Raw genomic sequence first — 13,314 nt, forward strand, 5'->3', positions numbered from 1 at the left:
CGCGCATGGCCGCTGAGGTTCTCGCGGGTCTCACCATCGAGACGGTCGGCTGGGACCACGCCGACGCCGCACGCCTGCGCGACGAGCAGCAGCACGAGATCGACCTGCGGTACGCGGAGCCGGGCAGGCCGTCGGCGGTCGGGCCGGACCCGCGCGACCAGGTGGACCCCTCGAACGTCTTCGCGACCCTGTTGCTGCGGGTCGACGGCGAGCCGGCCGGGCACGCCGCGCTGCGCGACCTCTCGGGCCGCGACGACTACCGGGGCGGCCTGCATCCCGACGGGACGTCCGAGGTCAAGCGCGTCTACATCGCGCCGGGCTACCGCGGGCGCGGGCTCTCCCGGACCCTGATGAACGCGGCGGAGGACGTCGCCCGCGCCGCCGGCGTGCGGCACCTGGTCCTGGAGACGGGGCTCATGCAGCCCGAGTCGCTGGGGCTGTACCTGCGGATGGGCTACGACCCCGTCGAGTCGTTCGGCGTGTTCTCGGACGAGCCGGGGTCGCGGTGCTTCGGCAAGTATCTGGGGCCTGGGCCTCGACAGGCTCGGCCCGCGGGGCGCGCGGTGGTCGAGGCCCGGTCGCCCGTCGAGCCGGTCGGAACCTCCGGCCCGGAGCTGCGCGAGGTGCCCTGGGGCGACCCGGACGCGGCGGCCCTCCGGCGTGCCATGTGGGCGTTCAACCAGGAGCGTTATCCCGAGCTGGCACGCGACGTCGAGGCGCGTGGCGGCCACGACGTCGTCGACGACGAGCGCGGACGCTCCGCCCTGGCGACCTTCCTGGCGACGCTCGACGGGCGGCCCGTCGGCTGCGCGACGCTCCTGGCGTCGCCGGCGGGGCCGGAACATCTGACGGCCGATCCGCTATGCGGTGTCGCCGGGCTCTCCGCCGCCGGTGCGGCCGCCACGCCCACCGCTCCGGATGCCGCGCACTCCGGCAGTGCAGCGCACTCCGGCAGTGCAGCGCGGGACACACGCGGCTTCGAGATGCGGAGCGTGTTCGTGGACCCGGCCGCCCGGCGCGCGGGCGTCGCCACGGCGCTGGTCCGACAGGTCGAGGCCGAGGCCCTACGCCGGAACGGGCTCGCTCTCTACCTCGGCACGGGCATCCGGCAGCCGGAGGCGCTGCGGCTGTACATCAAGCTCGGCTACCGGCCGGTGTTGCCGTACCCGCCGCACGACGGCCCGGACGACCCGCTGATCCTCTTCCTGGGCAAGCCGCTCTGAACCGGGGCGAGCCGCTCTGATTCCTGGGTGCGCCCGGGCAAACCTACGGTCCGAGACGCGCTGGGCCGCTCTCCCGGGAAGCGTCTCTCCGTTACCCTCCCGCAGGCGTAACCATTTCCCCGCGCCCTACCGCCCTCTCAGGTACTCCAGCTGCGCCCGCACCGACGAGCGAGCCGCGGACAGCACCGACGCGTCGACGTCGGCGTAGACCGCGCCGGTCACCTCATCCAGGAGCGGGTCCGGGAGCGAGGCCGAGGCGTCGGGCAGCCGCGCGCCGAGGTTCGCGAGGGTCGAGCGCACCTGGTCCAGCCGCTCCAGGCGGTGCTCGCGATACGCCCGCACCGCCGAGCCGAGGTCCGGGATAACGGGCCCGTGCCCGGGCAGGGCCGGCACCGGATCCGGCAGGTCCAGCTCGCTCAGCCGGTCGAGCGAGGCGAGGTAGTCCCGCAGCGAGCCGTCCGGCTCGGCCAGCACGGTGGTCCCCTGCCCCAGGACCGTGTCACCGGTGAGCACCACCGTGCCCGACGCAGCCCTGGTCGCCTCCAGAGACCCCGCACCGTCGAGGCCGGCCGAATTGCCCAGGCCGCCGGGCGCCGACACCACGAGGCACACCGAGTCCGCGGTGTGCCCCGGCGTGGTCAGCACCTCGATGCGGAGGCCCGCGATGGTGAGCACCTCGCCGTCGGACAGCGGCTCGACAGGAACGCCGTCAGCGCCGCCCTTGCTGAACTCGGGCAGGGCGCCTCGCGACGGCGCCCCGGTCAGCTCGCGGAACCGAGCAAGCCCGCCGGTGTGGTCCGCGTGCCGGTGGGTCACGAGCGCCAGGGCGACCGGTCCGGCGTCGGCCAGTGCGGCCAGGTGCGGCTCCAACGGCGGCCCCGGGTCCACGACCACACAGCTCGCGGCGCCGGGCGCGCGCAGCACGTACGATCGGGTTCCGTCGAGCGTCATCGGGCCGGGGTTGTCGGCGCGGAGCATCCTCGCAAACTGGGCAACAGGGTCCACCCGATCACCCTATCCAGCGGTCAACAGGGCTTGTGCTGGGGCGCGCTCCGGTGTGTGATCGGTAAATCACCTCCCAATGTCGAGAGGAACCCCAGGATGTCCGCCCTTCCCGGCATGGCGCAGAACCCCCGCGCCCGCAGAACCCCCGCACTCCTCGCCGCGACGGCACTCGCCGCGAGCGTCCTCGTCACCGCACCCGCCGCCCAGGCCGTCCCGACCGCGCAGGTCGCAGTCGCGAACGCCGCGGTGGTCGTCAGCACGGAACCAGTGGTCCTCGTGGAGGACGGCGCCACCGCGGCCGTCACGATCTCCGTCCAGACAGTCGACGGCGGCGCCCTCGCCGAGCCGGTCGCCGTCGGCTGGCGCACCGGCTCCGGCACGGCCACGGCGGACGCCGACTACGAGGCAGGCTCAGGCACCGTCGAGTTCGCGGCGGGCACGCCGTCGGGCACCGAGCGCACCATCGAGATCGGGACCCGGGAGTCGGGGTCGGGCGAGACCGCGGAAACCGTTCCGGTAAGTCTGGAGTCGCAGGACGCGGAGATCTCGGCCGACCCGACCGTCGTGGTGCGCGCGCACGACCTGCCCTACCTCGACAGGCGCCTGCCCACCGAGGAGCGGGTAGCTGACCTCATGAGCCGCATGAGCCTCGCGGAGAAGGCCGGGCAGATGACCCAGGCGGAGCGCGGGAGCGTCGCGGGCGACCCGGCGGTCATCACCGAGCTCGGGCTCGGCTCCGTCCTCAGTGGCGGCGGGTCCACGCCCGCCGAGAACACGCCCGAGGGCTGGGCCGACGCGGTCGACGGCTTCCAGACGCGGGCGCTGGCGACCCGGCTGCAGATCCCGCTGATCTACGGCGTCGACTCCGTGCACGGGCACGGCAACCTGCACGGCGCCACGATCCTGCCCCACAACATCGGGCTGGGCGCCACGCGCGACCCGCTGCTGGTGGCGCGGGCGGAACGCATGGTCGCCGCCGAGACCCGCGCGACAGGCATCCCCTGGACCTTCGCGCCCTGCCTCTGCGTGGTGCGCGACGATCGCTGGGGCCGCACCTACGAGTCCTTCGGGGAGCACCCCGCGCTCGCGAGCGTGCTCGGCGCGGCCGCCGTCGTCGGGTTCCAGGGCAAGCACCTCGACAGCAACAGGTCCGTACTCGCCACGGCCAAGCATTTCGTGGCCGACGGCGACACCGCCTACAGCACCGGCGAGGGCGAGTACACCGTCGACCAGGGAATCACCCAGCAGAGCCGCGAGCACGTCGAGGCCGTCGACCTGCCGCCCTACGAAGCGGCGCTCGCCGTCGGCGTCGGCTCGATCATGCCGAGCTTCTCCAGCATCGACTGGACCGACGACGGCCTCGGCAACCCGCTGAAGATGCACGCCCACGACGAGCTGATCAACGGTTGGCTCAAGGAGGACCACGGCTTCGACGGCTTCGTCATCAGCGACTGGCAGGGCATCCACCAGATCCCGCCGCTCGCCGCCGACTCGCCCACCACCCACCAGATCGTCACCAGCGTGAATGCCGGCGTGGACATGTTCATGGAGCCCTCGCAGTTCGAGCGGTTCCACACGCGGCTCGTCGCGGCGGTGCAGGACGGGGCGGTGCCGGAGGAGCGCATCAACGACGCCGTCTCCCGGATCCTGACCGCGAAGTTCGAGCTCGGCCTGTTCGAGGAGCCCTTCGCGGACCGGTCCCGCGCCGACGACATCGGCTCGCCCGAGCATCGGGCGATCGCCCGCAAGGCGGTGGCCAAGTCCCAGGTGCTGCTGAAGAACGCGGGCGGCGCGCTGCCGCTGGACGACGATGCGAGCGTCTACGTGGCGGGTCGCAACGCCGACGACCTGGGCAATCAGGCCGGCGGCTGGACCGGTACGTGGCAGGGCTTCTCGGGTGACGTCACCGAGGGCACCACCATCCTGGAGGGTATCCAGGCGGCGGCCGACGACGTCACGTTCAGCGAGGACGCCTCCGCACCGACCGACGGGGCCGACGTCGGCGTCGTCGTCGTGGGGGAGACGCCGTACGCCGAGGGCTTCGGTGACGTCGGCGGGCCCGAGTGGGCGTGGGACCCGGCGGACGGAGGGGTGCCCCGCGAGGAGAAGTCGATGGCGCTGCAGCCGGGCGACGTCGAGGTCGTCGAGAAGGTCTGCGCGGAGATCGAGACCTGTGTGGTCCTGGTCGTGTCCGGACGGCCGCAGGTCCTCACCGAGCAGCTGGGTTCCATCGATGCGCTCGTCGCCTCGTGGCTGCCCGGCACCGAGGGTGACGGCGTCGCGGACGTGCTGTTCGGCGAACGGCGGTTCACGGGCCGGCTGCCGGTCTCGTGGCCGCGGTCGGCCGACGACCCGGTGGTGAACGTCGGCGACGAGGACTACGACCCGCTGTTCCCGTTCGGCTGGGGCCTGTCGACGGGCGGCCGCACGTCGCCCCTGGACGAGCAGCGCTTGGAGCTGCAGGATGCGGTACTCGACCCGTCCGACGGCGTCCCGCCGCAGGCCTCGCGGGCGATCGCGAAATCCGACGTGGCATCCCTGGAGGGCCGCGAGGGCCGCGCCCACCAATTCCTGAATACCGCGAGCTAGGGCGGCGAGGTAGAACCCTGGCGAGGTAGAACTCCAGCGCAGGCTGCAGTTCTACCTCGCCCTGGTTCTACCTCGCCACGGGTCTACCTCGCGGAGGTGAGGGCCTGTTCCACGTCCTCGATCAGGTCCTGCGTGTCCTCAAGGCCTACCGAGAGGCGGACGGTCGTCTCCGTGATGCCGACGGCGGCCCGCCCTGCGGCGCCGAGCTTGCGGTGGGTGGTGGTCGCCGGGTGCGTGATGAGGGACTTGGCGTCACCGAGGTTGTTCGAGATGTCGATCACCTGGAGCGCGTCGAGGAACGCGTACGTCCGCTTCTTGGCGGTCTCCGCGTCGGTGCCCTCGGGGACCGCCAGGTCGAACGTGACGACCGTGCCGCCGCCGCTCATCTGGGCCCGCGCGAGCTCGGCCTGCGGGTGGGAGTCGAGGAACGGGTACCGCACGGCGCCCACTCCGGGCAGCGCCTCGAGGGCGTTCGCCACCGTGAGCGCGCCGGCGCCCTGCGCCGCGATGCGTATCGGCAGCGTCTCCAGTCCCTTGAGCAGCGTCCACGCGTTGAACGGCGACAGCGACGGCCCGGTGTTGCGGATGAACGTCTGCACGGGCCCGGTCACGTACTCGGTCGACCCGAGGATCGCTCCGCCCAGCACGCGCCCCTGCCCGTCGATGTGCTTGGTCGCGGAGTAGACGACGACGTCGGCGCCCAGCTCCAGCGGCTTCTGCAGCAGCGGGGTGGCGAACACGTTGTCCAGCACCACGGTCGCCCCGGCGGCGTGCGCGAGGTCGACGACGGCGCGCACGTCCACGATGTCCTGCATCGGGTTGGACGGCGTCTCGAAGAACACCACGTCCGCCGGCGTCGCGAGCGCCTCCTCCCACTGGGACAGCACGTGCCCGTCCACGTAGTCGGTGTGCACGCCCCACTTCTTGAAGATCTCCTCGAAGATCACCACCGTGGACCCGAACAGCGCACGGGCCGCCACGATCCGCGAGCCCGACTGCACGAGCGCGGCCAGCGACGTGAACACCGCCGACATCCCGGTGGCCGTCGCGTAACAGGCCTCCGCGCCCTCCAGCAGGCGCAGGCGCTCCTCGAACGTGTGCACGGTCGGGTTGCCGTAGCGCGAGTAGACGAACCGGTCGACGTCGTGGGCGAACGCCGCCTCGGCCTCGGCGGCCGTGTCGTAGACGTAGCCCTGGGTGAGGTACAGCGCCTCGCTCGTCTCCTGGAACTCGCTGCGCTGGTGCCCGCCGCGCACGGCGAGCGTCGCGGGGCGCACGCCGCTGGGCAGCGGCTTGCGGCCGGACCCGCCGGGGGTGGCGTCAGGCGGGAACGCTCCGGTGACCGTCACTTGGCGGCCTCCGTCCAGGGCAGACCGGCGACTTTCCAGCCCTGCTGGTCCCGGACGCCGTTGGCCCCCGGCGCGCCCTCGAAGCCCTCCAGCACGTTGTACGACGGCGCGACGCCGGCCGCCGTGGCGAGCCGCGCCGCGCCGATCGAACGCTGGCCGGACCGGCAGAGGAAGACGACGGGGCCGCCCGTGACGCCCGCCGCCTTGAGCTCCTCGAGGAACCCGGTGTTAGGGCGTCCGCCGGCTCGCACCCACTCGGCGAAGACCGGCTTCTTGTCCAGCGTCGCCGTGTCGGGGACGCCGATCGCCTGCCACTCGCCCTCCGTACGGACGTCGACGAGCGTGGCGTCCGGGTCGGCTGCGAGAAGGTCCCAGGCCTGCTGGGGAGTGATGTCGCCGGCGTAGCCGTCGGCGGGCCGGGCTCCGAGGTGCGTGGGATCGCTCATGGTGCTCCTCCATCGGTCGTGGCGGTAGCACCCTCGTCCGTCCTCGCCACGGGGCGGGAACGCTGGGTTGCTGCGGCGTCGTCGTGCCACGTCACTCGGCCGCTCGGGATGGTCGTTCGCGATCGTACGACATGTCGTCCGGTGGGTGGGATGCCGTCTCGCACGCTGGTCGGTCTAGAGTCTCGGTGTGGACGAGGCTGTGGACGAGGCTGTGGACGAGCAGGAACTGACCGGCGGCAACACCACCGCCGTCGTGCGGATCGGCAACACCGTGCACCGCGCGGCGGGCCCCTGGACGCCCACGATCCAGAAGCTGCTCGCCCACGTCCGCGCGAGGGGCCTGGCCGAGGTTCCCGAGCCGCTCGGCCTGGACGCCGAGGGCCGCGAGGTCGTCTCGTTCCTGCCCGGCGACGTGCCCGGCTGGCCCGCCCCCGAATGGCTCTGGTCCGAGCGCGTCCTGACCGACGCCGGCCGCCTCCTGCGGCGCTTCCACGACGCCACGGTTGGATTCGCCGACGCCGACGCCGAATGGCGCCTCCCGGTGACCGAGCCCGCCGAGGCGATCTGCCACAACGACGCGGCGCCCTACAACATGGTGTTCCGCGACGGCCGCCTGGTCGGCCTGATCGACGTCGACACCGCCTCGCCGGGCCCGCGGATCCTGGACCTGGCGTATCTCGCCTACCGGCTCGCGCCGCTGTCGGGTGACGCTTTCGCGGGGGCGGCGTACGACGTGGGACACCTGGCCCCCATGGCGCGGCTCGACGCGCTGACCAGAGCTTACGGGATGCCATTTCTGCGCACGGAGGTGCTGGGCGCGACGGTGGGCAAGCTGCGCGACCTGGCCGCCTGGTCCGAGGCCCGGGCGGACGGCGGCGGCCCGGCCGAGCTGCGCGAGCACGCCGTGATGTACCGCGCGGACGCGGACCGGATCGCGGCGCTCGCCGACGCGGCCGCGCCTGCCTGACCGCGTCAGGCCCCGTCCACCCGCCGCTCGATCCGCGCGACGGCCACGCCCACGCCGTCCTCCTCCCGCACCCGGGCAGCCGTCTCGCGGGCCGCACCGGCGGCGGACGCCGCGTCGTCGAGCGCCGTCGCCAGCCGGTCGGCGGTGAGCCGCCCGGCCAGCGGCGCTGCTCCGATCCCGATCTCCTGCACGCGCCGCGCCCAGAACGGCTGGTCCCCCAGGAACGGCTTGATCACCTGCGGAACCCCGGCCCGCAGGGCGGCTGCGACCGTGCCGACGCCGCCGTGGTGCACCGCGACGGAGGTGCGCGGCAGCAGCCAGTCGTGCGGCGCCTGGTCGAGCACGTGGACGGTCTCCGGCACGTCAGACGGCCGGAGCGCGCCCCAGCCCGTCGCCAGCACGGCACGCCGGCCGGACCGGTGCAGCCCGTCGAGCACCGTCCGCGTGAAGGCGTCCGGATCCTTGGCCAGCATGCTGCCGAAGCCGACGTAGACGGGCGGCTCACCGGCGTCCAGGAACCGGGCCAGCGCGTCGGGCGGCGTCCAGCGGTCGTGCGACGCGCCGCTCCAGAAGCCGATCGGCGCCAGCTCCGCGGGCCAGTCGTCCGGCGCGGGCAGCAGGTGCGGGCTCCACGCGTGCAGGATGCCGTCGCGCGCGACCCGGTTGACGAGGCCCGACGTCGGGCCCGTGAGGCCGAGCGCCTCGGACCGCCAGGTGCGCACCATGCGCCGGTACGGCGCCTCGACGGCACCCGCGAGCCGCCAGCTCGCCCGGTTGAGGAACCGGGGTAGCCGGACCGGGCTGAGCGGGGAGGCGAACCGCGCCGTCGGGCTGAACAGCGGGACAGGCAGGGCGGCGATCGACGGCACCCCCAGGCGGTCCGCCAGGTGGTGCGCGCCCAGAGACTTGGGGGCGTAGACGACGACGTCGGCGTCACTGTCCTGCAGCGTGGCCACGTCGTCCAGCCAGCGGCGCAGCAGCGGCAGCGCCGAGCGGGCCGCTGTAACGGACGCGCGCGTCCCCTTCCCCGCGACCTCCGCCTGGAGGGCGAAGATGCCGTCGTCGAGCGGTGCCACCGGAACCCCGCGGGCCGCGGCGTGCTCGGTGAGGCGTCGCGGGGCCGCCAGCAGCGGGTCGTGGCCCGTGCGAGCGAGCCCGGCGGCGAGCGCGGCGAACGGCTCGACGTCGCCCCGGCTGCCCATCGTGACCAGGAGAACCCTCATCGTGTGGCCTCCCACTCGTCCAGGAGGGCGGGGAACCGGTCCGCCATGAAGGCGTACATGTCGCGCATGTTCTCCAGCCGCTTGCGTCGGTGCGGGTCGTCCCCCACTGCGGCCAGCCCGTGGGCGGCGAGCTCCTGGAACGCGTCGAACTCGGCCATCTTCGCCCGGAACGCCCGGCCGAACACGTCCTCGGCGAGGCGATACCGGTCGCGGCGTTCACCCCGGCGCCGGAACCGCTCGACCATCCCCGCCTGTTCGAGCTGGCGCAGTGCCACGCTCATGCTGCTCTTGGCGACGGAGAGGTGTTCGCACAGGTCAGGGGCGTCCGCGCTGTCGTCGTCCGACGCGAGCAGGTGCCCGACGACGCGGCCGGCGGTGCGGCTCAGGCCGAGCCGCTCGTAGAACAGCCCGGCTTCCTCGGTGAAGTCTTCGATGGCGCTCATGCGACCAGCCTATCGCGTTGTTCGGGACGTTCCGAACGAAAGAAACGAGACGCAAGCGGTCCGACATGCGAGACGTCCGTCCCAATCGTTGACATCGCGCGGTGCGGCCACGCAACATTGCGTCAGGTCATGAGCGCCAGCGCGAAGCCCCGGCTCGCTGGCCGGCAACCCTCCCTCCGCGGTGGGGTGCCCCGGGTGACGACCTGGCCGCGTGCAGCCGCACGTGGCAAGCGCGGGGGAACCTCCCCCAGGACTGTGCTGGAGGACGCCATGTCTGCAACCCTCACCCGCGACGCCACGGTGGCCGACGTCGCACCGCTGCGCCCCGTCGTCGGCGGCGCGACGCTCGTCCCGCTCGTGGACGGCACCCGGGTCCCGTACGCCAACCTCGACGTCGCGGCGTCGGCCCCGGCGCTGCAGGCCGTCGCCGACCGGGTCACCCAGGTGCTGCCCCTGTACGCGAGCGTGCACCGCGGTGCGGGGTACCTCTCCCAGGTGAGCACGGCCCTCTACGAGACCGCCCGCCGCACCATCGGCGCGTTCGTGGGCGCCCGCGAGGACGACGTGACGATCGTCACGCGGAACACCACCGACTCCCTGAACCTGCTGGCCGGCTGCGTCCCGGCGCAGGCCGACGGCGAGCCGGGCCGGGTGCTCGTGCTCGACGTCGAGCACCACGCGAACCTGCTGCCGTGGCAGCGCGACACCGACGCGACGGTGCTGACCGGCGGTGGCACCGTGGCCGAGACGCTCGCCCAGATCCGCGAGGAGCTGGCCGACGCCGCCGCGACCCGGCCGTTCGCGCTCCTCGCCCTCACCGGCGCCTCCAACGTGACGGGCGAGTCGCTCCCGGTCGACAGGATCGTCGAGATCGCCCACGAGTTCGGTGCGCGGGTGGTCCTCGACGGCGCCCAGCTCGTGCCACACCGCCGCATCTCGCTGGAGTCGACAGGCGTCGACTACCTGGCCTTCTCCGGGCACAAGACCTACGCCCCGTTCGGTGCGGGTGCCCTGGTGGGCCGCCGCGACTGGCTCGATGCCGGCACGCCGTACCTGGCCGGCGGCGGTGCCGTGCGCCGCGTGCGGGTGGCGGGCACCGACTGGCACGAGGGCCCCGCCCGGCACGAGGCCGGCTCGCCCAACGTGATCGGCGCCGTCGCCCTGGCGGCCGCGTGCGAGGAGCTCGCCGCGCTCGACCCCGCCGAGGTCGCGGCCCACGAGAACGCGCTGCGCCGCCGCCTCGTGGCCGGGCTCGAGGCGATCGACCGGGTCGAGGTCGTGCGGGTCTGGGCCGACGCCGTCGACCCCGTGGGCGTCGTGACCTTCACCGTGACCGGCTACGACCCCGGCCTCGTGGCCGCCTACCTGTCCGCCGAGCACGGCATCGGAGTCCGGGACGGCCGCTTCTGCGCGCACCCGCTGCTCGGCCGCCTCGGGTTCGACGCCGGGGCGGTGCGCGCCTCGGTCGGTGTCGGCACCGCGGGCGAAGAGGTCGAGCGGCTCGTCGCCGCCGTCGGCCGGCTGGTCGCGGAGGGCCCGCAGGCCGGGTACGACGTCGTCGACGGACTCTGGGTGGTGACCGACGACCCGCGCCCGGTCCCCGAGGGCTCCGGCCTCGCGGGCCTGCTGGCGACCGCCGCTCTCGGCTTCGACGAGGCCTTCGGCTGCCTCCCGGACGAGGCCTGACGCGTGTCAGACGTGCAGGTCACCAGAGTGACCTGCACGTCTGACTGCTGGTGTCAGAATGCGAGGGCCACGCAGATGGCGCCCGCCGTCACGTCGAGCCCGATGCACCACAGCGCCAGCGAGCGGTTGACCACCACGTCGCGGCGGTAGTGCACCAGGTCCCACGCGGCGTGCGCGGCCAGGGCGAGCCCCGCGAGGACGAGCCCCAGCTGCGGATCGAGGTACAGGGCCACGGCCGCCACCCCGAAGTAGCCGATCATGGCGGCGGTCTGCGGCCAGGTCGCCGCGCGCCCGCGCGCCAGCCCCACGCCGGCGAGCACGACGCCCACCAGGGCGAACGGGATCCAGCGCGGCAGGTCGCCGAGCTCGGACACGACCGGGATCGCGGACGCCGGGATCACGGCCACCCATCCTGCCCACCGCACGCCGGTCACCGCGGCGGCCAGGTAGCAGAGCGCCGCTACGCCGACGATGGTGGCCGGTTCCTCGGCCGTCGCCCCCTGCCAGGTGCCGCCCGTGGCCGCCGTCGTGCCGACCAGGAGCCCGAAGCCCGCGATCGCCCCGACCACGATCCACGCGGTATTGGTGGGCCAGGTCCCGGTCCAGCGGCTCGGCCGAGCCCGAGCGGCGGTCTCGAATGCCTCCGTCATGGTTCCGTTCCCCTCGTCCCGAGTGCGAGTTGATACCCCCATTGGGTATCCAAGCACCGGCGCGCATGGAGCGGTACCATTTTCGGCCACCGCCGAACCCACGTGTCTGACACGTCAGAGGGGGAAGGCGTGCGGGCGCGGGAGCGCCGCCTCCAGCTGCGCGGCCAGTGCCAGCAGCGTGAGCTCGCCGCCCGGCCGCCCGATGATCTGGACACCCATCGGCAGGCCGGCGGGCGCGTCGGCGGTGGGCTCGGTCCAGTGCGTCGGCACCGTGATCGCGGGCAGCCCGGCGACGTTCAGCATCGACGTGAACGGCGTGTACTGGCACTGCTGCTCGAAGTTTCGTTCCGGGTCCTCGGCGTCGTACCAGCCGATGGGTCGAGGGGTGAGCGCGAGGGCCGGCGTGACGACGGCGTCGTGCGCGCTGACCTGCGCGACCAGCGACCGCTCGTAAGCGGTGAGCGTGCGCACCGCCTCCGCGAGCTGTCGCGCGGGCAGTTCCCGGCCCCGCCGGATCAGCCACCGTGTCAGGGGCTCCAGCTTGCCGAGCGTCTCCGCGTCGTCGATGGGCACCGCCGACGCGCCGCCCATCCACAGGCTTCGGAATGCCGGTGCGTACTCTGGCGCCTCGGCCAGTACCGTCTCGTCGACCTCGTGCCCGAGCCCGGCCAGGGCCCGCACCCCCGCGTCCAGCGCCGCCCGCGCCTCCGGCGACACGGTGATGGCGTAGTACCCGTCCCACGCCGATGAGGTGGTCACCCCGATCCGTGCCACCCGGTCGGCGCGCCCGGGCTCCCCACTTCCCGGCGCGGGCAGCGTCGCGCGCTGAGCGGCGGCCAGGTACGCGCCCGCCGCGTACGACGGCGCACGCAGCGTGTACGGGTGCGCGACGCCGCCCCCGGCGTCCCGCGCGAGCATCGCCTCCAGCAGGAGGGCGGCGTCGGCGACAGTGCGTGCGATCGGCCCGCTGACGACCAGCCCGCCCAGCGAGTCGACGCCGCTGCCCGCGGGCAGCAGCCCGCGCGTCGGCTTGAGGCCGACGACGCCGCAGGCGGCCGCCGGGATGCGGATCGAGCCGCCGCCGTCGGACCCGGGCGCGAACGGGAGCATCCCGGCCGCCACCGCGGCCGCCGCGCCGCCGCTCGACCCGCCCGCACCGCGGGTCAGGTCCCACGGGGTGCGCGCCGGCGGGGCGCCGACGGGCTCGGTGTAGGCGGGAAAGCCGAGCTCGGGCGCCGCGGTCTTGCCGAGGCTGACGATCCCGGCGGCGTCGAGCACCTGGACGATCTCGTCGCTCTCCTCGGCCGGCGGCATGCCCGCGAACGCGCGCGACCCGAAGCCCGTCGGAACCCCCGCGCGGTTCCACAGGTCCTTGTCGCCGGTGGGCATGCCCCACAGGCTGCCCGGTGCCGGGGCCAAGTCCCCGGCCGGCGGCTTCCCGAGACTCGCCGCCCGCTCCCGGGCGAGCTCCGGGGTCACGGTGGCGAAGGCGCCGACGTCGGGGTCGAGCCGCTCCACCCGGTCGAGGAAGTACTCGGTGACCTCGGCGGGCGTGAGCTCGCCGGCGGCAAGGAGGTCGCGGAGCTCGACGGCGGTCCGCTCATGCAGGGGATCCATCCGGTCAGGTTATGCGCTCGTCGGCGGAGGGCCGGGCGGGCATCGACGTGCGGAGGAATGTCTGGCATGTCTCACCCGCTCTACGGGCGATTCAGCCAGATTCATGAACGTGACAC

11 protein-coding genes and 1 riboswitch are annotated in these 13,314 nt (G+C 73.7%); of the genes, 4 read left to right on the forward strand and 7 right to left on the reverse strand.

Annotated features, from left to right (window positions below; translation table 11 throughout):
• Positions 1–5: 5 nt before the first annotated feature.
• Positions 6–1,223 carry a GNAT family N-acetyltransferase gene (locus EW117_RS00870; protein ID WP_129782826.1) on the forward strand — a complete coding sequence of 406 codons (1,218 nt, stop codon included), beginning with the start codon at positions 6–8 and terminating at the stop codon, positions 1,221–1,223.
• A gap of 126 nt (positions 1,224–1,349) precedes the next feature.
• On the opposite strand, the gene EW117_RS00875 is transcribed toward EW117_RS00870, so the two are convergent.
• The gene (locus EW117_RS00875) at positions 1,350–2,201 is read right to left on the reverse strand and encodes an MBL fold metallo-hydrolase (protein ID WP_129782827.1); all 852 of its coding nucleotides are present in this window, start codon (positions 2,199–2,201) and stop codon (positions 1,350–1,352) included.
• 123 nt (positions 2,202–2,324) lie between these two features.
• Between EW117_RS00875 and EW117_RS00880 the strand changes: the two genes are divergently transcribed.
• Positions 2,325–4,817, forward strand: a complete 2,493-nt coding sequence (locus tag EW117_RS00880) for a glycoside hydrolase family 3 N-terminal domain-containing protein (protein WP_129782828.1) — start codon at positions 2,325–2,327, stop codon at positions 4,815–4,817.
• 83 nt (positions 4,818–4,900) lie between these two features.
• Here EW117_RS00880 and EW117_RS00885 read toward each other — a convergent pair whose 3' ends face one another.
• Together EW117_RS00885 and EW117_RS00890 are read right to left on the reverse strand one after the other, a co-directional pair.
• A complete protein-coding gene (locus EW117_RS00885) occupies positions 4,901–6,166 on the reverse strand; it encodes an O-succinylhomoserine sulfhydrylase (protein ID WP_129782829.1) in 1,266 nt (421 codons plus the stop codon).
• Positions 6,163–6,612: a rhodanese-like domain-containing protein gene (locus EW117_RS00890; protein ID WP_129782830.1), complete on the reverse strand. Its 450-nt coding sequence runs from the start codon at positions 6,610–6,612 to the stop codon at positions 6,163–6,165. Before EW117_RS00890 ends, EW117_RS00885 begins: the two co-directional genes overlap by 4 nt.
• A 187-nt stretch (positions 6,613–6,799) precedes the next feature.
• Between EW117_RS00890 and EW117_RS00895 the strand changes: the two genes are divergently transcribed.
• Complete coding sequence (locus tag EW117_RS00895) at positions 6,800–7,579, forward strand: aminoglycoside phosphotransferase family protein (protein ID WP_242503999.1); 780 nt, start codon at positions 6,800–6,802, stop codon at positions 7,577–7,579.
• A 5-nt stretch (positions 7,580–7,584) separates the two neighbouring features.
• On the opposite strand, the gene EW117_RS00900 is transcribed toward EW117_RS00895, so the two are convergent.
• Both EW117_RS00900 and EW117_RS00905 read right to left on the reverse strand, forming a co-directional pair.
• Positions 7,585–8,802 (reverse strand): glycosyltransferase, encoded by a 1,218-nt coding sequence (locus EW117_RS00900; RefSeq protein WP_129782831.1) that lies wholly within the window; start codon positions 8,800–8,802, stop codon positions 7,585–7,587.
• Positions 8,799–9,245, reverse strand: a complete 447-nt coding sequence (locus EW117_RS00905; protein WP_129782832.1) for a MarR family transcriptional regulator — start codon at positions 9,243–9,245, stop codon at positions 8,799–8,801. Before EW117_RS00905 ends, EW117_RS00900 begins: the two co-directional genes overlap by 4 nt.
• A 125-nt stretch (positions 9,246–9,370) precedes the next feature.
• Positions 9,371–9,484, forward strand: a riboswitch (SAM riboswitch).
• A 31-nt stretch (positions 9,485–9,515) separates the two neighbouring features.
• On the opposite strand from EW117_RS00905, the gene EW117_RS00910 reads away from it, so the two are divergent.
• Positions 9,516–10,931, forward strand: coding sequence for an aminotransferase class V-fold PLP-dependent enzyme (locus tag EW117_RS00910; protein WP_129782833.1), 1,416 nt, complete (start codon positions 9,516–9,518; stop codon positions 10,929–10,931).
• Positions 10,932–10,984: 53 nt separating this feature from the next.
• Here the strand turns inward: EW117_RS00910 and EW117_RS00915 are convergent, their stop codons facing one another.
• On the reverse strand, positions 10,985–11,581 hold the full coding sequence (locus tag EW117_RS00915; RefSeq protein ID WP_129782834.1) for a hypothetical protein: 597 nt from the start codon (positions 11,579–11,581) through the stop codon (positions 10,985–10,987).
• A 114-nt stretch (positions 11,582–11,695) separates the two neighbouring features.
• Complete coding sequence (locus EW117_RS00920; RefSeq protein WP_129782835.1) at positions 11,696–13,198, reverse strand: amidase; 1,503 nt, start codon at positions 13,196–13,198, stop codon at positions 11,696–11,698.
• Between the last annotated feature and the right edge of the window lie 116 nt (positions 13,199–13,314).

The sequence above is a fragment of the Promicromonospora panici genome (genome assembly GCF_900608595.1).
GTDB classification, from domain to species: domain Bacteria; phylum Actinomycetota; class Actinomycetes; order Actinomycetales; family Cellulomonadaceae; genus Promicromonospora; species Promicromonospora panici.

Excerpts from the sequence above, each read along its gene's own strand:
- EW117_RS00900 (WP_129782831.1), bottom strand. The coding sequence starts at position 8,802 with ATGAGGGTTCTCCTGGTCACGATGGGCAGCCGGGGCGACGTCGAGCCG.
- EW117_RS00915 (WP_129782834.1), bottom strand. The coding sequence starts at position 11,581 with ATGACGGAGGCATTCGAGACCGCCGCTCGGGCTCGGCCGAGCCGCTGG.
- EW117_RS00920 (WP_129782835.1), bottom strand. The coding sequence starts at position 13,198 with ATGGATCCCCTGCATGAGCGGACCGCCGTCGAGCTCCGCGACCTCCTT.
- EW117_RS00905 (WP_129782832.1), bottom strand. The coding sequence starts at position 9,245 with ATGAGCGCCATCGAAGACTTCACCGAGGAAGCCGGGCTGTTCTACGAG.
- EW117_RS00910 (WP_129782833.1), top strand. The coding sequence starts at position 9,516 with ATGTCTGCAACCCTCACCCGCGACGCCACGGTGGCCGACGTCGCACCG.
- EW117_RS00880 (WP_129782828.1), top strand. The coding sequence starts at position 2,325 with ATGTCCGCCCTTCCCGGCATGGCGCAGAACCCCCGCGCCCGCAGAACC.
- EW117_RS00890 (WP_129782830.1), bottom strand. The coding sequence starts at position 6,612 with ATGAGCGATCCCACGCACCTCGGAGCCCGGCCCGCCGACGGCTACGCC.
- EW117_RS00875 (WP_129782827.1), bottom strand. The coding sequence starts at position 2,201 with ATGCTCCGCGCCGACAACCCCGGCCCGATGACGCTCGACGGAACCCGA.
- EW117_RS00870 (WP_129782826.1), top strand. The coding sequence starts at position 6 with ATGGCCGCTGAGGTTCTCGCGGGTCTCACCATCGAGACGGTCGGCTGG.